The sequence below is a fragment of the Bacillus sp. FSL K6-0073 genome, from assembly GCF_038006085.1.
Classification (GTDB): Bacteria; Bacillota; Bacilli; order Bacillales; family Bacillaceae_G; genus Bacillus_A; species Bacillus_A cereus.
This window is the reverse complement of the sequence record NZ_JBBOUN010000001.1, coordinates 2,578,082-2,597,901: the sequence shown is the minus strand read 5'-3', so window position 1 is coordinate 2,597,901 and position 19,820 is coordinate 2,578,082. Positions and strand designations below refer to the sequence as shown.

Below are 19,820 nucleotides of genomic sequence, written 5' to 3'. Positions count from 1 at the left end.
TTAACATCCCTACTTTTCAATTTTTAAATGTGTATGTTTCTTATTGGATTTCGCCAAACTAATTGTAAGTGGCAATCCAAGTACTAAGAAAACGATGACATCGGAAATTGTTGCTCCTAATACTTGTATAACAATTTTGTCAAATGGTTCTCCCATCACAATAATATCGAATGCCCCAGCAAATATAATAGCAATGACAATACCAACTAGCCCAGTAATTGCTAAATAAGAAATATCCCCCTTGTTAAACGACCCGTTTTTCACACTAAAACCAACTCTTTTTTGAATAAGTCCCATTGAAAAACCAATAATTCCTGAACTAATAACCCAGCCCCACCAAATCCCCCATCCAGCAATCGTATCTGTTACGGTATGACCGATAAGTCCGATTAACAGTCCTGCCACTGGACCAAATAATGCTCCAAAAACAGTTAATATAGCTAATGCTGGTTTAATAAATGTATTCGGTGCAATAGAAAATCCCCAAAGTCCTAATATCCCGTATAATGCTGCTCCAATACCGATTGCTACTACTAACTTTGTTGATAATTTGTTCATGACAATTCCCCTCTCATATTAGTCAACTTTTATTACTCTATATTTAATTTAAAAATGAATTATGCATCGACACTCCCTTTCTATACAACAAAAAAATGACCTCTTACATAAGAGGTCATTTTCTTTCACGTTCAAGAATCCTCTTATCTTTCAAAAAACACATCGTGTCCTCTGCGGAATTAGCACCTTCCTATAAAATTGCATAGGGGTTGCTGAGGTTTCTTAGGGCCGTTCCCTCCACCTCTCTGGATAAGTATTAATTTGTAATTCGTATTATGGCACTAAAGAATGTAAATTTCAACATTTTTCTTACTATTTTTATTTTTTATTAAATAGTGCATTTAAATCATTGTATTCTTATCGGAATTATGAAATAATAAATTCAAAATCGTTTCGGGAGGAATGCATTATGAAAGTTATTGGTTTGATTGGAGGATTAAGTTGGGAATCTACATCATTATACTATAAACATATTAATACACTTACACTCTCTCAATACGATCAAAATGCGAAGCTAATTTTATATAGTATGGACTTTGGTGAAGTAATTACTTTATTACAAAACCATCAATATGAAGAAGTGAAAAATGAACTAGTTACAGTTGCAAAAAAAGTTGAAAAATCTGGGGCTGAATGTTTATTAATGTGTTCAAATACTGTACATCTATTTGCCGAGGAGGTAGAACAAGCAATATCTATCCCGCTTCTTCACATTGGTGATGTAAGTGCTAAAGAAATGGTAGAACAGAATATAAAACGTATCGGACTATTAGGAACAAAACAAACGATGGAGCAAGATTTCTATAAATCACGATTAGCGAAATATAACATTGAGACAATTATCCCAAATGACGAGGAAAGAACTTTTATCCACCATGTCATATTAGATGAATTAAGTAGAGGGATCATTTCAGAAACATCTAAAGAAAAGTTATTACAAATTACAAAATCATTAATTCAAAACGGCGCTGAAGGTATATTATTAGGCTGCACTGAAATACCTTTACTCATCTCCCAAAATGATCTTACTGTTCCCGTTTTTGATACTGCTTTTTTACATGCAAATACTGCTGTGCAATTTGCTGGATAAGAATATACAAGCATAAAGGTGAGAACCTCTATGCTTGTATATAGTTACGACTATTTATCCCGCTATTTGCGGGCAGTAAAGCCCCACCAATTAAAGTTTTACTTTATTTAAAAGAGATTCAATAACTGCAATTGCTTCTTTTGAACCACCACATTCTATAAAGCTATCATTAAGTTTTCTTATACCATGTTTATACTTTTCATTTGAAAGAACATCTGTTACGGCCTCTTTTAAAGTGTGCACATTAACATGTTCTTTCAATAGTCTATGTGCCGCTTCAAGCTCAGTTAATCTTTGCGCTATCATTGGCTGGTCTTTATCATGCGGTATTATTACAAATGGGACATTATAATGAATGGCATCGTGTACGCTATTCATACCGCCATGTGTAATAAAAACATCTGCTTCATTTAATATTTCTGATTGAGGTACGTATGGAGCAATTATAAAATTATCTGGTGCTTTCTTAATTTTAGAAATATCATTTCTATCACCAATTGCCATTACAACTATCCCATCAAAATCTGAAAAAGTATCAATACAAGTATTAAAGAATGGTTCGAGTCCTTCAAGCAGTGTCCCCATTGAAATATAAATAACTTTCTTTTCTTTAAGTGATTCCAGTGGAAACTTTATATTTGTTTTACGCTTTGAAATACTCGGTCCAATAAAAATGTTATTTTCTCCGAACGATTCGCTATTAGGTTGGAAATAACGACTTGTGTATACGAGACAAACATCACCCTTATTATTCATAAATTGAAGATTATTCTTTGGTTTTACTCCAAATTTATGTTCCATCTGATTTAGTAATTTTTCAGAGATTTCCTCTGGTTGGAATGGCATATCTGCATTTGGATGAAAAGGTAATGTCTTCAAAAATTCTGGCGGAATTAAAAATATAGGTGAGGACACTACACCTGGAACTTGTAAATACTCCTTTACTAACTCTCCTGCGCCAAATATATCATAAATTACGAAATCAAAATTTATACTTTCACATAATTGTTTCGTAATTTCTAATATATATAAAGAAGTTTGAACATGCACATGAAAAAAAGCATTTAACCCAGATGAGGTTTCAGCATCAATAGAAATCTCTTTTAATAGATCCGGATGAGTATGTACAGTAGCTCCTAAATCTTCAATTCTATCCTTAAAGTTTGCCGTTGTAATATAATGTACATTATCCCCTCGTTCAGTAAAGGCTTTTACTAAATTTAATGTAGGGTTTACATGTCCCTCTGCTGGAAAATTAACCACTAAAATATTTAGCACTTATTCCTCACTCCTTACATTTCATTGTTTTAATTAAGCATACTGTTATTTGTACAAGTAATCTTCCCCTAATAGTCCTAATATGCTTACTACATTATATTGATAAATAATTTTCAGTCATCAACATAAAAAAAGCATCTACCTATGTAGATGCCTAACCGTGATAAGGAGTGTTCTGTGAGGTTAGAACAAGCGTTTCTGCTTGTCCTATGCTATCAATATATGATTTATTTTATAAAATGTGAATCATTAATAGAATTATTTTATCCATTTTATATGATCAAATGGATAAAATACCATTTCTACTTTACCTATTATATTTGATTCATCAATAAGTCCAAGTGTATTCCTACTATCTTTACTATGATTACGATTATCACCTAACACAAATAATTTATGCGTAGGAACTTTTATTTCTCTAAAATTTGAAAAACGATTGGATACTTGTGACATATCTAAATGTATATACGACTCATCACGCTTTTTACCGTTAATAAATACCTCATCCTTTTTTAGTTGTATGTTATCCCCCGATAATCCAATAATTCGTTTCACATAGTAAGTAGGCTCGTCTTCTTTTTTTATAATGACAACATCTCCATGATGAAAAGACGATAAACAGACGTTTACCTTATTAACAAGTATATAATCTTTTTCATTCAAAGTAGGTTGCATCGAAATTCCTTCTACCATACAAAATAAAAAGGACTTATTAATAAAAATAATCCCTATTATAATTAATATGTAGCTACATATGTTCCTCCAATATTTTAGAATAAACAGCTTCATATATACCTCATTTCTAATCTATCTCCAGATAAAAACGCCTCTAGTTTACAGGAATGCTAGAGACGTTTCGTACATTTTAATTCTCTTTAGAGGCATCTGTTTTTGGCGCTTCACCAGTTAACCGCTTATTTTTCAAATCAAAATAAGCATCTAAAACTTCTTTTCCAATATCGGAGTTAATGCCCGATTTATCATTTTCAACCCACGGTACTACAACAGAAAATGCTAATTCTGGATCATCATATGGCGCATATCCAGCTAATGTTAAGTTATAACATTCTCTACGATCGCCTTTCGCATTTCGCCCAATTGCATTTTCTCCACCATATACAGTTTGTGCGGTCCCTGTTTTACCAGCTGGTTTATATGGTGCTTTTTGGAACGCTCTTACTCCTGTTCCATCTCCTTCTTGAAATACTTTTCTAAATCCTTCTTTTACTTGATTAATATATTCTTGTTTCATATCGATTCTATTTAAAACAACGGGTTCTATTGATTGTACTACTTTACCAACCTCATCTTTTTGAACGGTTTGTTCTCTAATCTCTTGAACAATTTGTGGTTTCATTCGATATCCTCCATTTGCGATAGTCGAAATATATTGTGCAAGCTGAAGTGGTGTATACGTATCATATTGCCCAATAGAATAATCTAATAAGAAACCAGGCTGATTATCTTTTTTTCCAATTTGCCCTGCAGTTTCATTCGGTAAATCAATACCAGTTTGTACGCCTAGTCCAAATTGCCTGAAATAATATCTCATTTTATCAAAATATTCTTGTTTAATATCTAGTGAACTATTTTTCACATAATCCACACCAGCAATTTTTAATGCTATATTAAACATATAAACGTTTGAAGAAACTTGTAACGCTCTTAGATCGTCTATATCACCAAAATTTTTCCAAGACTTCTTTTCCTTAGTTCCTTTAAACTTCATAGGTGCATCATAAAAATGTGTTCCAGGAGTTATTGCATTTGTTTCAAACCCTGTTAACACTGTCGCACCTTTAACCGTTGATCCAAGCTCATATGAACTTGTCAGCGTGCCTAAAGCATAATCTTCTACTTCCATTTTCCCGTCTTTTTCTACAAGCCTTTTCCCAGCCATTGATAATACTTGGCCATTTTTAGGATTCATCATCACTACGAAAGCACGGTCTAACATTGATTCTGATCCTTTATATTGTTTTAATATTTTTTCTATGCTCTCCTCTACTTTTTTTTGCAATTCCATATCTATTGTTAAAGTTAAATTTTTACCGCTTTTCCCTTCAGTAACAGTTTCCGTTCTAATAGTATTTCCTTGTTTATCAGCAATGCTTCTTACTTCTTTTTTTGTACCGTGAAGTACATCTTCGTATTGCTGTTCGATATAACTTTTGCCGACCCTATCATTTCGGCTATAATCACGCACTAAATAATAATCTAATCGTTCACGTGGCAATCCTTCATCAGCATTTGAAACGTTACCAAGAACAGAACGGAATAGATCATCATTTACATAGATTCTCTCCCAATCAACTGATGCGTCTACTCCTGGAAGGTTCGCTAAATTTTCACTAATCACCGCATATTCCTGTTCACTAACGTTCTTTTTAATAATTTGAGGTGCCATTTGAAAACCTGAGGTCATTTTACTTTTAATAGCTAACACTTCTATATCTTTAGCCGTTAGTTCTTGAAGGTTTTTGTCTGTAACGCGTTTCCTTTTTAAATCTTCTATTTTTTTGTCTAGCTCTTTTCCGGTAATATCCTTATCTCGGAACTTATCTATTTCTTTTTTTGATACTAAGTCTTGAGCAAGTTCTGGATTTAATTGCATCCAAAAGTCTTTCTTATCAGTCTCCGTTAACTTATCTATATCTTCTTGTGGCATTTCAATAATGTCTGCAAGTTGTCTTGCTGATTTTAATATTTCTTCTTGTTTTACACCTTTCACCTTTGTATATGTAATCGCACGTAAAGACTTATTATCAACTACTGGATTTCCTTCACGATCAAATATTTTCCCACGTGGTACAGAAAGGCCCACGGTTGCATTTTCTCTCTTCTCTACTTCATTTTTATATGTTTCTCCATCAAAAATTTGCACTTTCCCTAACTGAATAATAATGCCAGAAAATAATAAAAATACACAAAGGAATAAAATATTTAACCGGAGAGGTACTACTCTACCACTTTTCTTCTCTTGCTTTTTCACCTTGTCATAATCTCCTCCTTACAATATTCCAAATAATAATCACATTTCTATATTAAAAGTAATGTACAATTTCTATACATTGCTTTGTACAAATATTAATATAGTGTTTAAAACTTAATAGAAATTAAAACAAAGGTAAAGAAAAGGTAAAGTTTACTAAATTAAATATAAAAAATACCCAATAACAAAAAGCTTAGTTTTCACTAATCGCTTTGTTATTGGGTATTAATTGATTTAAGAATTACTACTATTGCGTATTGCTATACATTTGTCGTCACAATTAGAAAGAGATTGTTTACTTAGTACTTTCGGTAAGTAAATAGTTACTGTTGTCCCGACACCAACCTCGCTCATGATACTAATTGTCCCTTGATGACTTTCAATAATTTTATAACTTAACATTAATCCAATACCAGTCCCTTTTTCTTTCGTACTATAAAAAGGTTCACCTAATCTCTTAATTCTTTCTTCAGGTATTCCTATTCCTTCATCTATTACATGAATGATGACACCATCATCATTTATTTCTTTTATGTGAATTGAAATTTCCCCACCATTTGGCATAGCTTCGATTGAATTTTGCAAAATATTAATAAATACTTGTTTCAATTGATTTTCTGAGCATTCAATAATTATATCTTTGTCATCTGTAAATAGTTCAACTTGAATATTTGTCATAATTGCTTTTGTATTCATTAACGATACGACATTTTTAAAAATTTGATAAATATTTTTCTTTTCTGTGTTTATCTCATCTGTTTTGGCAATTGATAGAAATTCTTGTAGGATTGCTTCTATCCTTTCAATTTCAGAAAGCATAAGATCAAAATATTTTTCTTGATCTTCTTTATTAATTTGGAATAACTGTATAAAACCTTTAATTACAGTTAAAGGATTTCTTACTTCATGAGCCACGCCAGCTGCTAATTGACCAATTGCTGCAAGTGTATCTGATTTATTTAGCAATTCTTCTGTCTTTTTTCGCTCTGTAATGTCGCGTACAATAATCATAATTTTATCATGTAATAATGGTAAGCACCTAGCCTCAAAGAAATCAATACTTCCATTAAGTGTGAGTGGATATTCTACAATTACATTCGTTCCTTTTTCCTTCACTTGATTAATGGCTTCCTGAAACTGCTGTGCTACTGAAGATGGTAATACTTCGTAAAACTTTTTTCCCATAAAAGCTTCTGCGGGTACGTAAAACTTTGTAGGAGATCCTGCCTTGTAATCTATAATTGTGCCGTCATCTTCTGTTAAGAAACATAAATCTGGTAAAGCTTTAAAAATTAATTCCAGTTCAGATGTTTGTTGTTTTAACTGCTCTTCTATCGCTTTTAAATGTGTAATATCTACACCAACAGCCCAATAACTATATCCTGTTACAGGAAACTGTTCTGATATATTCGACCACATTATTGTTTTGACTTCACCATTTTTACATGTTAAGTGCATTTCCCAATCTCTGAAATTTTTTCCACAAGTTAAAAATTTCTTTTGTATTTGATGGCGATAATTATAATCAGGATACAATAATTGCAGTGCATTGGGATTTCCAATTATTTCTTCAGCGGTATAACCTGTTACAATTTCACATTCTCGATTCCACAAAACAAAATCTCCATTATAATCAAGCGCATCGACCATAACAGGCATGTTTTGTAAAATCGTATGTAGTTCCTCCTCTTTCCGAGAAAGCAACGTTGTATTTTTACTTTGAAATACTTTTATTGCGCCATCTAAAATTAAACTTGAGAGCATTTCAAAGTATTTTTGACAACTAAAAATTTCACTTTTTTTGGACCATACAACAAAAGATCCTAAATGTTGATTGTATAAGAAAATGGGGATTTCAATCTTTGGAAGTTTACTCTTTTTTATCTCATTCATTCCGAATGAAAAAACACACTCTTTTTCAGCATCAAGAAGTTGATGTGATATGTTAGTTAATTGATAAAATTGTTCTGCCATGGTTTCTATTGTACTCACATCAATAAGTTCCATTAGCCGCGAATTCATTCCTTTTTCACCTCAATATGTAAAATTCATACAAATCTAAAATTCATACTTCTTCATTATACGAAGAAAGCTAGTGTAGGTATATAGCTGTAGAATAATTATTCGAACAAATTTTATTTTTCACTAAAAACAAGAAAAGAATATATATACTGAAGATACCTTTAATTAGTATATATTTCGTTGATGCCTCACTTATTGTCTAGGTAACTTGAATTCCTCCTTACATTCACTGAATTTTCACTTGAGAGTCATACACGTTACTAATAGCGGTATAAACATGCAATAAGTATAAAGTTCATAAAATATTCACAATTTTTATGAAAAATATAAACATTTATTCCAATATATTCTATATAATAAAATGTAATAAGGCTTCTATGAATCTCATAGAATACCTTACCCCTAATAAAAAGAAAAAAGAATCCACTTGGATTCTTTTTTCTTTTTTAATTACATTACATATTTATATAAAGCATGTGCCACACCATGTTCTTCATTTGATAACGTTTCGTATTTACACATTGCTTTTATTTCTTCTACTGCATTCCCCATTGCAATTGATATGTTCGCTTTTTCCATCATAGAAACATCGTTTAGCCCATCACCTATCGCTACAGTGTTTTCAACCGGAATATTAAGATGTTCTGCTAAAGTATATAATCCATTCCCTTTTTGAGCATCTCGATGATTAATCTCTAAATTGTGCCAATATGAAGATGTAATTGCTAAATCTGTATTATGAAGAAATGTTTCTTTGAGTTTTTTTAATTTCTCAATTTCATAAGAAAATGGTAATAGTTTATGCACATGTATATCTGTTTCTACAATTGGTTTACAACTTTCCGCACTATGAAACGCTGTATGCTCAAGATATAATGCTGCGATTGTTTCTAACTCTTTCAAGTCGAAATTTTCTTTTGAATTCTTTACATACTCAATTTCATTACGTACACTCTCTACTCCATAATCCGGTACATACACACCTTTATCAGTATAGAGCTGATAATATAAACCATTCTCTTCAAGATATTCTACAATCTCAAGTGCCTGCATATTTTGAATTGGATATCTCTTCATCATTTTTTTATCTTTATATATAAGAGCCCCATTTTCCGCAATGATTGGACACTCTAAATCAACTTCTAACAATAATCGCTCAATGTCAACAATAGAACGTCCTGTACAAATTGCTACAACATGGCCAGCTTCTTGACATGTTCGAATTGCTTCTGCATTTTCTTTACTTATCATTTTATTCCCCGAAAGAAGAGTTCCATCTAAATCAATTGCGATTAATTTCATTATTTCTTCACCACTTTCTATAAATACACGAGTTCTAATTAATTATTAGGTATCGTTTTCATACAATCCTCGTGAGGTACTTCTTATTTATAATTTATGAAAAGCGTTTCAGGTCAAGAAATAATTAAAAATAAAATCCAAAGCTTTTCTTTTTAAAAAAGCTTTGGATTTTAAACTATGAATTATAACTAATGTATTTTGTCTCACACATGTACACATTTTTTTCTTCAGTTGGGATATATACTTTAAACTTTTCTAACCGTTTTCCATAGACATGAATCGTAATAACGCTTTCATTTTTGCTAATTTCAAGAATATGACAATCCGCTGGTGGAATTACTTTATCTGTTTCTCCTTCTCCCAAATAAAGATTTCCTGTATGTGTTAAATAAACAAGTGAATTTCCAAGTTGTTTCGTTTGTATAAAGTTCTGCACCATAATCCTTCCTGAAAAAACGCCTTCTACTCCCCATGTGCCGTCATGATCATGTAAAGGTGTAGATTGTCCATCTTTCCATACGAGAGCTAGTACTTCAAAACGTTTGAGCGGATCTTCATACAATAAATGTCGTGCATATTGAGTCAAATTGGCCTTCTGTTTATCTAACGGAAGCCATGTTTTCTTTTCTAAAAGTTCTTCTAGTAACTTTTCAATGCCACACACTATTTCTTCTTCAAATAAACCGTTTTCCATAAGATCTGTAACACCTTTAATAAACTTTTGAAATGATTTACTTCCATTACAAGTCAACATAAGAATCCTCCTCTACGTTTTATACAATTCCATATTAAGGTGATTACCGAAAACTCACAATTGAGAAACAAAAAACAAGATGCAAATGTATGCACCTTGTTAAGATTTTTATTTAGCTTTCAAACGAATAGGTAAGTATTTTAATGTTTGTTCATTTTCCAATATACATTTTTCTAAACAGAAAGATGGAGATAGCTCTATTTTTTCAAAAGTATTTATAAAGGTAGTTAATGCAATCTCAGCCTCTAAACGTGCAAGTGGTGCTCCTAAGCAAAAGTGAGGACCTTTCCCAAAGGTTAAATGCTTTTCATTTCCTGTTCGATGTACATTAAATTGAGAGGCTTGTGAAAATTTTTTCTCGTCTAAATTCGCTGCACTAACCCACGCAACAATCATCTGATCCTTTTTCATTAAAGAACCAAATATATTTGTATCCTCTGTAATCCTCCGGGCTAATGTAACAGGAAAGCGATAGCGTAATACTTCCTCAATCGCTTTTGAAATTAAGTTAGGTTCTTTTCTTAACTCTTCATAAATTCCAGGTGAATCTACTAAAAAGCAATAAAAGCTATTAATAATTAAATTTGTAGTGGTTTCATTCCCAGCTGCTAGTAAACCTAATGAAAAGGTTACAATTTCTTCATCGGTTAATCTTTCGCCTTCATATTCAGCTCGAATTAAATCAGAAATGATATCATCGGTTAAATGATATCTCTTTTCCTGAACAATCGGTAGAAGGTATGCTTTGAATTCATTTAATGCTATCCCTTTCTCAGCATCCAGATCATTAAACTTTTCTTTACTATACGGCATAAATAAAATATCAGACCATTCTTTAATTTTTTTACGATCTGTTGTTGGGACTCCTAATAAATCAGAAATAACGGTAACAGGTAAAGGTGCAGCAAACTGTTCAACGATATTAACTTCACTACATTTTTCGATATGTTGTACAAGTTCATCTGCGATGGCCTGTATTCGAGGTTTCCACTGTTCTAAACTTCTTGGAGTAAATGCCTTAGAAACAATGGAACGTACATTGCGATGTTCTGGTGGATCTGTAGAGTTTATATTTATTCTAGTTTCTAAAGGAGGGATTGAGAATTGTCTGCGCTCCCTTCTACTTGAAAATAAGCGATAATCTGATAAAACACGATTTACATCATCATATAAAAAAACATTCCATACATCCTGCTCTTCATCATAATGAACTGGGTGATTATCCCTCATCAAACGATACCATTCATATGGATTCCATAATTCTTCTTTTGTTTTCAGCTTTGAAATTTCATGAACTAAAATAACATTTTCAGGTGAAGCCATAGTTCTTTCCTCCCTTTTCTTTTACAATAAAAGTGATAGGTCGGCAGTTCAAAGTTGTATAAACTATCATATGTTATTTTAACATATACTAAAGGGGATTTTTCATTAGAGAACTTGAGAAATATATAAGGGGGATTTTTATGTACGTTGATATTTTACTACTAGCAGAATTAACGACCGGACCAAAACATGGATATGAAATCAAAAAAAATGTTCAAAATCGTTTAGGTGAGAATTTTGAATTAAATCACAACATGCTTTACCCTGCCCTTCGGCGCTTTGAAAATATGGGTGCTATAACGAAAAAAATACATAAACAAGTTGGAAAACCAAACCGAAATATGTACGATATAACAGAAACAGGAGAAGAAATTTTTTCTGAAATGTTACGAGAGTTTCCCGAAAAACTTGCGACAAATAATGCAGAATTTCTTGTTCGTATCGCGCTATTTGAAAAACTTGAATATGAAGCTAGAAAAGAGATTTTGACTGTACGTCAAAACGTACTACATAATCAACTTACCGCTATTCAGTCTTTAGAGGTTACCTCACCCTTTATTACTGAAGTCATTGAATTTAGTAAATCACGAATTGAACATGAATTGAGTTGGATTACTTCACTTATGAAGAAAATATGAAAAAATAACAAAAAAAGCTAAAATTAATGAATGAAAATGATATTTATTATCAATACTATCATTAATAAAAGGGCAACCACGATTTGGCTACCCTTAAAGAATTTACACTTCTGGATCGAATGTTTTGCAATCTGTTTCTTCCGTTGTAGATGCATGTTTACCTTTATGACTTACTACGTAAATTGCCTCTGCACTACATTTATTACCGTTCGCCCAAAATTTACAGTTGTTTACTTCACATAAAACGTCTTGTGCCATAGTATCACACCTCCTTGTTCTATTATCATTAACAAAATTCGGAGGTATGATACTATTTGTCATCCATTTTTCATTCCCTTTTTAGCTTTCTTAATGGTTCAATATCTCCGCGTACAATAGCATCAATATTTCCAGTTATTTTTTCAATATCAAAATGCCACCATTGAATTTGCAATAATTCTTGAATTATTTCATTTGAAAATCTCTCTTTTATTTTATTTGCAGGGTTTCCACCAACAATTGTATATGGTGCGACGTCTCTAGTCACAACAGATTTAGCTGCAATGATTGCACCATCCCCTATTTTTATTCCGGGCATAATTGTTGTATCCATACCAATCCAAACGTCATTTCCTATAACTGTATCACCTTTATAAGGTAAATCAGACAAACTAGGTGTATACTTCTCCCACCCATTTCCAAATATATTAAATGGATATGCCGAAAATCCATCCATCCGATGATTGGCTCCGTTCATAATAAAGTTAACTCCAGATGCAATACAACAAAACTTTCCAATAGTAAGGCGCTCTCCAAGAAATTCATAATGATGTAATACTCGATCTTCAAATGTTTCTCCATCTTTCGCATCATAATAAGAATAGTCACCAACAAGTATATTAGGTTTTGTTATTATATTTTTTATAAATTGAACGTTTTGATTGCCTTCAATAGGGTATTTAACATTTGGATTAGGATTCATTTTGTATAGCACTTCCTTTACCACTTATTTCACTTTCTACCGCTATTACTGGCTTTAAATTGTATATAGGTAAAATAAACAATAATCCAATTATAAAAAGTAAAGCCGTCCCTTCATACATCATACTTAATGAAAACATCTCTTTTAATGAGCCAGCTATACTCATCGTTACTACCATTGAACCGGTAAAAAGCGGACTTAAAATACCATTTACACGACCTATAAAATCGGTATCGCTATTTTGAATAATAAGCGTATTAATACCAATTTGGATACAAGGAAGAGCTAAACCACTAAAAAGCTGCGCTGTAAGTGTCACCCATAAATTTGTAGAATATCCTATAATGCCAATACCAATTGCTTGACCAAGCATACCGATAATTAACATCTTTTGCGGAGCAACGTTTTTCGCAAATACCATTGCTAATGCTCCGCCAACAATCATTCCCGCACCATTTACTGTTAGTAGCCACTGTAAACTCTCTTTTGATAATCCTAACTGCTCAGTCACAATAAATATACCTAATGGCTGAATTAATCCTATACCTAGTCCTGCAGCCATAAAACAAAGCCCTAGCAAAGTTAATGCTTTTTTCTTTTTGACATACTTAATACCATCCTTCATCTCCTGCAACAGAGTGATATCCTTCTTTTCTACGTCGTTTTCAAGATCTTTCGGAAGGAATAACAATACAACTGCCGCAAGTAAAAACGAAATACCTGTTATGATGATTGAAATATAAATTCCAAAACTATGAAAGATAAATGTCCCTAGTATTGGTCCTAATACCATAAATATTGCAAATATCGTTTGATATATAGACATTGCTAATTGAATTTGTTCCGTTGATAAATGTTGTTTAAACAACTTCATTCCAGATGGTTGTGAAAACTGTGAAAGGATTGCAGAGATGAGTGTCACAAAAAACACAATTTTCCACGTTCCAAACATAAGCGTAATTAATACAGCGAATACTGAAATGGAACTTAACGTTTCACACCATATCATTGTCTTCTTTGGCTTCCACCTATCAGCAAAAGTACCGCCAATAAATGAAAAAATAAAAATTGGAGCGAATTCAGCAACTGAAATCATCGAAATAGCAAAAGCATCACCTTTTGTCATTTCCATTACATATAGTAATACCGCAAAGTTTCGAACCCATATTCCTATTTGTAAAAATAATGCTGATGCTAAAATCCCTTGAACAAACCGATTTTTTAATACTTGTGATACCCCATTGTTTTGTTTCGTTACTACATTTGTCGACATAAAAAAGCCTCCTATTTCATGTTCTGAACAGGAGGCAGCACAAATCATATAAAAAGACTATATATTCGCAGAGCGATATACATCCCTTTTCTATAAATGTACAGACTAACCCTATTCAGAAGAATATTTCGTTTTTTAACGAAGATCTCTTACAAATAGAATTAGTTGATCATTGGGATGTTTTCACCCTTCCGTTTCGAATTTAAATAACACATACATACTCTATGTAAATCATTTTCGATGTATGCATGTCTCCTTTTAACTATTCTAGAAAGTTAAAGGCAATTCCTCTAAAGAACGCATTAAATAGTTACCTTGCCATTTAATTTCTTCACGATCGCCTTTTATTTGTAGTTCAGGCATTCGATTAAACAAAGTAGTAATAGCAATCTTTGCTTCTAACCTCGCAAGTGGAGCGCCTAAGCAGAAATGGCTACCATGACCAAAGGCAATGTGACGGTTGTTCTCCCGTGTAATATCAAATATTTCTGGATTTTCAAATACAGTTTCATCACGGTTTGCAGAAGCTAAGGCAATGACAACCATATCTCCTTTTTCGATTGTTTGGTCGTGAATTTGAAAAGGTTCCGCTGCCCATCTTGCAGTTGTAACCTCAACTGGAGAATAATAACGCAATCCTTCCTCAATAGCCGAATCAATTAGTTTTGGATTATCTTTTAATAACTGTAATTGATTTGGATTTTCAAGAAGTGCTAATACCGTATTTGTAATTAAATTCACTGTCGTCTCGTGTCCTGCTACAATTAATAGCATTATCATTGAATATAGTTCCCGAGCGCTAAGTTTATGTCCTTCACTCTCTGCAAGTATTAAAGCACTCACTAAGTCTTCTTTTGGCTCTTTTCGTTTAATATCAACTAAATATTGAAGATATGTAATAAACTCAGATAGTTGTTTTTCGGTCTCTTTTATTTCTTCAGGTGTTTCTGGTGATGCAATAACAGCATGAGACCAAATTCTAAATTTCGCTTGATCTTCTTTTGGAATACCGAGCATCTCACTTATTACAATAATCGGTAATGGAAATGAATAATCATCCACAAGATTTAATGTACCTTTTCGCTCTATATCACTTATCAAATCATCTGCTATTCTCTCAATTCTTTTGTCTAATTGTGCAATCATCTTCGGTGTAAAAGCTTTTTGAACTAAAGATCGTAAACGACTGTGGTTAGGTGGATCTGAATTTAACATATGTGTTGTTAAGTGGTCACTATTATCAACGGAAAGATACATGTTCTTTATATCTTGAGAAAACACATTTGTCCAATCTTTTTTTAAACGATTATCTTTTAAAAGTGGCAGAGCATCTTCATATCTAGTAATGAGCCATTCTTTACCGATTTCAACTTGGTTTACAAATAATATAGGTTGTTTTTTTCGCGATTCTTTATAAATTTCATACGCATCTTCTTTAAACTGAGCTGAAGCTAAATTAATGCCATCCTCTATGCTTAACCCAACTTTGTTTTTCATTGACATTGTATTCCCTCACTCTCATTTGTTTTTGAAAACCAACCCAACATATGCATTATACTCTAATAAAAACGTGAAAATTGTAAATTTTTAATCAAAATCTTACTTCGTATATTGAAAAATAAAAAAGTGAGAGAGTAAAATCGTTTCACTCTCCCACTTCTCTTTATGCGAAGCACATAAAATTACTAATTTGTTGATAGCGATAACTTACTTTACGACGACGACCACCTTGCCACGTGTAACCTGACACTCCATTTCTTCTCACTTCAGTCGGAAAAAACCATAAGTCCCTTCCGAAAGGACCAGGACGATGTAAGCGTAAATAGCCCCATCTTCCTAGACAGTTACACATCCATGATTTCATATTACCTGATTGAGCCGGAGAAGCAAATGTAGACGGTAACGACGGCGCCTGTGACGGTGGTGGTGACGTTGGAGCATCTTCCGCATCATCTGGTCTGTAATCTTCTTGTTCAATATCTCTCACTTCATTTGTAGGTTCATACCCGTAGTCATGTGGATTATAATACATCGCTTGATCATATGGATAATTTTGTTGGTTATACATATTAACAAATCACCTTCTTTTCATTCATTACCTTTACCATTCATATGTGATATGCCCTCTCTGGGAAGCTTATGTATAGCCCAAATTCAACTTAAAAAGCTCGTATTATTAAAAATACGAGCCTTTCAAAAATAGAATGTGTTTATTATTTCCTTAACTTCACACTATAAAAACGCATTTCATCTAACGAACCTTCAAATTCAAATACTTCTTGTTTAATTAATTGTTTCAAACGATATTCTAAGAAAGTATCTCCAACCAATTGTTCAACAAGACCAAGTGCTTCACCAATTACTCTAGGAGCTTTGAGGAACTCTCGATCAGCACCCACACTTTTCGCGCATTCAATTATAAATTGATCAAAATAATCTTCCTGTACAGAATGCACTTCATTTTCTTTCCACACTCTTAAACATTCTATGCTTTCCGATAATCTATCCCACTCATTTTCAAACTTCATGCGCTTCTCTTCAGTTAAATAAGGTAGCTTTATAAAACTTTTTTGGAATAGAGCTAAACTTTCAGGTGGTAATTCTCCCGTTCCACGAATATCATACTCTTGTTTTAATATTTCTCTACTTGCTTCAGACGTATTAATAACTCGAATGTTTTTCTTATCCTTTAATTGTGCCATTACAAAACTTAGGCCTACATGTTCATGTGCATTATCAGCCTTCCAAATTGTAATAGGCGTTTCAACAGGAATAGTATGTAGTTCTTCTATAGTTGCTATAAATCTTGATAAATATTCTTCTTCAAAATAACTATCATAAGCTGTTAAGTTATTTATTAACCACTTCTGTCTTGCTAGTTGCCCCTCATTCGTATGCAACCTATATATCGGTCCAATTGAAAAGAATTCCGAAAAAGCAACAACACTCTCTTCAAATAATTCTTCTTGACTTAACATATATTTTAAGCAACCAGCCGTTGAATCATCAAAAGCAATATGTACGTGCATACTTTCTTTTACATTCCTTTTATAAGTAGGATTACTTGTTAATTGTTTCGGAATATCCATCAAATTTTTAATTGTATCTTCAGTATAGTTTTCTTCTAATAAGTTTAACTGTATGAGAATACTTTGAAGTAAATCTTTAGCCTCATCTTCGTACATATCCTCTACAGCATTTTTAATTTTATCTATCACACAAATCCCTCTATTCAATTCAAAAATAACGTAGATTATAGTGTATCATTTTAGTATAGTTCTTTAAAGTTAAATCCAGATTACTACAGCAATCTGGATTTTCAACAAAAGCTCTCCTTATATTTTTGAATTGCTAAATATTTTTACTTTAAAAATCCTTGTATCTAAATGTATAATTATATAAAAACAAAAATATAGGAGCTATATTTATGGATAAAGTACTTACAAATTATAAACATTACTTAAAAAATTGGAGATTTATATTTATTTGCATACTACCTGCTATTGCCTTATTCGTTACTTCCGATGTCATCTTTGAACTACTGTTTCATCAAAACTTCTACTTATCTAACTTAATTTCTGCTATCATATTATTTTTAATATTTATTAACGTTAAAGATAAATTTAAAATTAAAGGCTAAAAAACACTATTTCAAAATAGCTATTTATTATTGCATCCTACTATAAAATAAGGCTCGTAGTAGATTTTCATAAAAAATAAGAGCACCCTGCAATTGGATGCTCTTATGTGATTAGAGGTTTTTTCTGAGTATTAAGTAGGACACGAAGATCTTGTCCTACTTAATACTATATGCTTGTACTTATTATTTCGTGCATATATTAAGCACCATGTTCAGGTACTTAATATATGCATAGTCATTGCTAAAAAATCTAATCAAATATTCACTGTACAATTTCATATTTATAAATTAAAAAACATCCCCAATGGATGTTTTTTATCTAACATTTTAAGCTTCCATAAACTTAGCCGGTACACCAATTTTTTCAACTACAGAAGATATATTAGTAGGATTAATCATTACATTTTCAATACATACTAATTTATTTTCTAATATCCCATTCTCTGTAGTAATAAGTTCTTCAAACCGATCTAAAGTCATTGAGAATTTATGTTCACTTCCACCATTCATACTAACTTTTACATACTTCATAGTGTCACCGCCTTTCATAATAATTTACATTTCGACAAGAAGGCGCTTACATCCTTTTTATTTACTCTTAGATTTCTCACGTTTACATATATGTTGAGAAAAGAAACTACTATTATTCACTCACAAAATTATTGCTAATAAGAAAGATAAAGATAAAAATGCACAAAGTGGAATATATAAACCCGTATCCATTCTTGCAAAGTGCGTATCTTTTTGTCGTTTAAAGATACCAAAATAGTTAAACTCACCAATTACTCTAATAGAAAAGACAATCATACAAATCCAGGAACCGACTTGAATAATAACATTAGGAACTGCAAAATGAACAATATTTGCTTGTTGCAACAAAATTATTGCTGCCATACTTAATAATAATGCAATGAACAATGTCATTCCGGTGCGAGGTGTAAACGCCTTTTCCCCTGATTTAGTTGGAATAACACTATTTGTCCCCCAATTACCTCCGAAAGCCCAATATACATGTAAAAAGCTAACTAAGAATAATATACAAGCAGATATATATGTAATGATAAGCATTTTATCCTCCCCTTATTTTAGTTCCTATCTATAAAATATGCTATTCCCCTCCGCAATAGCAACCTTCATTTCATTACATAAAAAAACCGTAATGATTTATCAATATTAAGATAAGTCATTACGGGGTTATTAAACTTCATTATGCATTATACCTATTTCTTCGGCGTTCCATCCTTGTTTGACCTTGAACTGCATTTTCTTTGTATGGATCTATTTGCTCTGTCATTTCATATGTTGCAACTGGTTCTTCGTACTTATACTCATGGATTTTTTCTGGCATTTTACTTTTAGATTCTTTCCCACCAAACTTAAATAGTTTCATCCTTAATTTCGGTAATCTTGGAAGACGAATCTTAAATGATAATCTTTTGCGTTTCTTTTTTGGTCCAAGTAGATTTATATTTTCTTTATTATTATCTTTCTCTTTGCGGTGAATGAACATCGCAAGTAATCCTCCTATTACAAGTCCTCCAATTAATAGTAATATATATACATAATGGCTTGTCATTAAACTCGTTATGCGTTCAAGTATGACTAACGACTGTACTTCTTTTATATCCCATAGTAAAGCGGCCCATAATGAGAATAAGCCCAAAGTAAGTCCATATGTACGAAAACGGAATAAACATGGAATTAACGCGACACATGCAGCAATTTTCGCATTTGCTATGATTGAGCTTGTTGAAATATCCTGATGCCAAATAACTAACAGTAATGTTATAAATGGCGCATACGCTATCCAACTGCATATACGTGAATACATCTTTTTAGCAAAATAACTACCGAAACTAGTAAAAAATAAAAGCCCTCCAATATATATAGATTGTTCTAGAGGGATTTGCTTTGTAAGTCCTGCAATTGGAAAGAGGCCACTCAGTAGCATTAAGAGCACATCTAATTTCTTCACAATTCCCCATTCCT

Annotated in this window: 20 protein-coding genes and 1 riboswitch; of the genes, 3 read left to right on the top strand and 17 right to left on the bottom strand. The window is 32.2% G+C overall.

What is annotated here, in order from left to right; genetic code table 11:
* Positions 1 to 9 precede the first annotated feature (9 nt).
* Positions 10 to 558 carry an ECF-type riboflavin transporter substrate-binding protein gene (locus MHB52_RS13465; RefSeq protein ID WP_061663099.1) on the bottom strand — a complete coding sequence of 183 codons (549 nt, stop codon included), beginning with the start codon at positions 556 to 558 and terminating at the stop codon, positions 10 to 12.
* A 140-nt stretch (positions 559 to 698) separates the two neighbouring features.
* A riboswitch (SAM riboswitch) is annotated at positions 699 to 814 on the bottom strand.
* A 153-nt stretch (positions 815 to 967) separates the two neighbouring features.
* Between MHB52_RS13465 and MHB52_RS13460 the strand changes: the two genes are divergently transcribed.
* Entirely contained in the window at positions 968 to 1,648 is a 681-nt protein-coding gene (locus tag MHB52_RS13460; RefSeq protein WP_000864371.1) for an aspartate/glutamate racemase family protein, read from the top strand.
* Between the two features lie 90 nt (positions 1,649 to 1,738).
* Here the strand turns inward: MHB52_RS13460 and MHB52_RS13455 are convergent, their stop codons facing one another.
* The 7 genes from MHB52_RS13455 to MHB52_RS13425 form a co-directional block, all read right to left on the bottom strand.
* Positions 1,739 to 2,926, bottom strand: a complete 1,188-nt coding sequence (locus MHB52_RS13455) for a macrolide family glycosyltransferase (RefSeq protein WP_061663100.1) — start codon at positions 2,924 to 2,926, stop codon at positions 1,739 to 1,741.
* A gap of 258 nt (positions 2,927 to 3,184) precedes the next feature.
* The gene (lepB, locus tag MHB52_RS13450) at positions 3,185 to 3,715 is read right to left on the bottom strand and encodes a signal peptidase I (RefSeq protein WP_016117995.1); all 531 of its coding nucleotides are present in this window, start codon (positions 3,713 to 3,715) and stop codon (positions 3,185 to 3,187) included.
* A 76-nt stretch (positions 3,716 to 3,791) separates the two neighbouring features.
* Positions 3,792 to 5,918, bottom strand: coding sequence for a peptidoglycan D,D-transpeptidase FtsI family protein (locus tag MHB52_RS13445; RefSeq protein WP_061663101.1), 2,127 nt, complete (start codon positions 5,916 to 5,918; stop codon positions 3,792 to 3,794).
* Positions 5,919 to 6,152: 234 nt separating this feature from the next.
* Positions 6,153 to 7,940, bottom strand: coding sequence for an ATP-binding protein (locus MHB52_RS13440; RefSeq protein WP_001088569.1), 1,788 nt, complete (start codon positions 7,938 to 7,940; stop codon positions 6,153 to 6,155).
* Positions 7,941 to 8,390: 450 nt separating this feature from the next.
* Complete coding sequence (locus tag MHB52_RS13435) at positions 8,391 to 9,242, bottom strand: Cof-type HAD-IIB family hydrolase (RefSeq protein WP_000766387.1); 852 nt, start codon at positions 9,240 to 9,242, stop codon at positions 8,391 to 8,393.
* A 175-nt stretch (positions 9,243 to 9,417) separates the two neighbouring features.
* On the bottom strand, positions 9,418 to 9,996 hold the full coding sequence (locus MHB52_RS13430; RefSeq protein WP_000954437.1) for a cysteine dioxygenase family protein: 579 nt from the start codon (positions 9,994 to 9,996) through the stop codon (positions 9,418 to 9,420).
* A 108-nt stretch (positions 9,997 to 10,104) separates the two neighbouring features.
* Complete coding sequence (locus tag MHB52_RS13425; protein WP_061663121.1) at positions 10,105 to 11,319, bottom strand: cytochrome P450; 1,215 nt, start codon at positions 11,317 to 11,319, stop codon at positions 10,105 to 10,107.
* A 140-nt stretch (positions 11,320 to 11,459) separates the two neighbouring features.
* On the opposite strand from MHB52_RS13425, the gene MHB52_RS13420 reads away from it, so the two are divergent.
* Positions 11,460 to 11,957: a PadR family transcriptional regulator gene (locus MHB52_RS13420; protein WP_000289121.1), complete on the top strand. Its 498-nt coding sequence runs from the start codon at positions 11,460 to 11,462 to the stop codon at positions 11,955 to 11,957.
* A 102-nt stretch (positions 11,958 to 12,059) separates the two neighbouring features.
* Here the strand turns inward: MHB52_RS13420 and MHB52_RS13415 are convergent, their stop codons facing one another.
* The 6 genes from MHB52_RS13415 to MHB52_RS13390 all read right to left on the bottom strand — a co-directional run bounded on the left by MHB52_RS13415 (position 12,060) and on the right by MHB52_RS13390 (position 17,409).
* Positions 12,060 to 12,215: a DUF1540 domain-containing protein gene (locus MHB52_RS13415; protein WP_000046095.1), complete on the bottom strand. Its 156-nt coding sequence runs from the start codon at positions 12,213 to 12,215 to the stop codon at positions 12,060 to 12,062.
* Between the two features lie 70 nt (positions 12,216 to 12,285).
* Entirely contained in the window at positions 12,286 to 12,918 is a 633-nt protein-coding gene (locus MHB52_RS13410) for a Vat family streptogramin A O-acetyltransferase (protein WP_061663122.1), read from the bottom strand.
* Complete coding sequence (locus tag MHB52_RS13405; RefSeq protein ID WP_000106395.1) at positions 12,908 to 14,191, bottom strand: MFS transporter; 1,284 nt, start codon at positions 14,189 to 14,191, stop codon at positions 12,908 to 12,910. Before MHB52_RS13405 ends, MHB52_RS13410 begins: the two co-directional genes overlap by 11 nt.
* A gap of 267 nt (positions 14,192 to 14,458) precedes the next feature.
* Positions 14,459 to 15,694 carry a cytochrome P450 family protein gene (locus MHB52_RS13400; protein WP_016117990.1) on the bottom strand — a complete coding sequence of 412 codons (1,236 nt, stop codon included), beginning with the start codon at positions 15,692 to 15,694 and terminating at the stop codon, positions 14,459 to 14,461.
* Between the two features lie 160 nt (positions 15,695 to 15,854).
* Positions 15,855 to 16,259, bottom strand: a complete 405-nt coding sequence (locus MHB52_RS13395) for a hypothetical protein (protein WP_000282681.1) — start codon at positions 16,257 to 16,259, stop codon at positions 15,855 to 15,857.
* A gap of 145 nt (positions 16,260 to 16,404) precedes the next feature.
* On the bottom strand, positions 16,405 to 17,409 hold the full coding sequence (locus MHB52_RS13390) for a DUF1835 domain-containing protein (protein WP_016117989.1): 1,005 nt from the start codon (positions 17,407 to 17,409) through the stop codon (positions 16,405 to 16,407).
* A gap of 209 nt (positions 17,410 to 17,618) precedes the next feature.
* On the opposite strand from MHB52_RS13390, the gene MHB52_RS13385 reads away from it, so the two are divergent.
* Entirely contained in the window at positions 17,619 to 17,831 is a 213-nt protein-coding gene (locus tag MHB52_RS13385; protein ID WP_000362070.1) for a hypothetical protein, read from the top strand.
* Positions 17,832 to 18,158: 327 nt separating this feature from the next.
* Here the strand turns inward: MHB52_RS13385 and MHB52_RS13380 are convergent, their stop codons facing one another.
* From MHB52_RS13380 to MHB52_RS13370, 3 genes are all read right to left on the bottom strand, one after another.
* Positions 18,159 to 18,362 carry a hypothetical protein gene (locus tag MHB52_RS13380; RefSeq protein ID WP_000878369.1) on the bottom strand — a complete coding sequence of 68 codons (204 nt, stop codon included), beginning with the start codon at positions 18,360 to 18,362 and terminating at the stop codon, positions 18,159 to 18,161.
* 120 nt (positions 18,363 to 18,482) lie between these two features.
* Complete coding sequence (locus MHB52_RS13375) at positions 18,483 to 18,899, bottom strand: DUF3995 domain-containing protein (RefSeq protein WP_016117988.1); 417 nt, start codon at positions 18,897 to 18,899, stop codon at positions 18,483 to 18,485.
* A 139-nt stretch (positions 18,900 to 19,038) separates the two neighbouring features.
* A complete protein-coding gene (locus tag MHB52_RS13370) occupies positions 19,039 to 19,806 on the bottom strand; it encodes a DUF3959 family protein (RefSeq protein WP_000732185.1) in 768 nt (255 codons plus the stop codon).
* Positions 19,807 to 19,820: the final 14 nt, after the last annotated feature.

Excerpts from the sequence above, each read along its gene's own strand:
- MHB52_RS13435 (WP_000766387.1), bottom strand. The coding sequence starts at position 9,242 with ATGAAATTAATCGCAATTGATTTAGATGGAACTCTTCTTTCGGGGAAT.
- MHB52_RS13415 (WP_000046095.1), bottom strand. The coding sequence starts at position 12,215 with ATGGCACAAGACGTTTTATGTGAAGTAAACAACTGTAAATTTTGGGCG.
- MHB52_RS13440 (WP_001088569.1), bottom strand. The coding sequence starts at position 7,940 with ATGAATTCGCGGCTAATGGAACTTATTGATGTGAGTACAATAGAAACC.
- MHB52_RS13375 (WP_016117988.1), bottom strand. The coding sequence starts at position 18,899 with ATGCTTATCATTACATATATATCTGCTTGTATATTATTCTTAGTTAGC.
- MHB52_RS13410 (WP_061663122.1), bottom strand. The coding sequence starts at position 12,918 with ATGAATCCTAATCCAAATGTTAAATACCCTATTGAAGGCAATCAAAAC.
- MHB52_RS13405 (WP_000106395.1), bottom strand. The coding sequence starts at position 14,191 with ATGTCGACAAATGTAGTAACGAAACAAAACAATGGGGTATCACAAGTA.
- MHB52_RS13465 (WP_061663099.1), bottom strand. The coding sequence starts at position 558 with ATGAACAAATTATCAACAAAGTTAGTAGTAGCAATCGGTATTGGAGCA.
- MHB52_RS13385 (WP_000362070.1), top strand. The coding sequence starts at position 17,619 with ATGGATAAAGTACTTACAAATTATAAACATTACTTAAAAAATTGGAGA.
- MHB52_RS13400 (WP_016117990.1), bottom strand. The coding sequence starts at position 15,694 with ATGTCAATGAAAAACAAAGTTGGGTTAAGCATAGAGGATGGCATTAAT.
- lepB (WP_016117995.1), bottom strand. The coding sequence starts at position 3,715 with ATGAAGCTGTTTATTCTAAAATATTGGAGGAACATATGTAGCTACATA.
- MHB52_RS13460 (WP_000864371.1), top strand. The coding sequence starts at position 968 with ATGAAAGTTATTGGTTTGATTGGAGGATTAAGTTGGGAATCTACATCA.
- MHB52_RS13425 (WP_061663121.1), bottom strand. The coding sequence starts at position 11,319 with ATGGCTTCACCTGAAAATGTTATTTTAGTTCATGAAATTTCAAAGCTG.
- MHB52_RS13380 (WP_000878369.1), bottom strand. The coding sequence starts at position 18,362 with ATGAAGTATGTAAAAGTTAGTATGAATGGTGGAAGTGAACATAAATTC.
- MHB52_RS13420 (WP_000289121.1), top strand. The coding sequence starts at position 11,460 with ATGTACGTTGATATTTTACTACTAGCAGAATTAACGACCGGACCAAAA.
- MHB52_RS13395 (WP_000282681.1), bottom strand. The coding sequence starts at position 16,259 with ATGTATAACCAACAAAATTATCCATATGATCAAGCGATGTATTATAAT.
- MHB52_RS13430 (WP_000954437.1), bottom strand. The coding sequence starts at position 9,996 with ATGTTGACTTGTAATGGAAGTAAATCATTTCAAAAGTTTATTAAAGGT.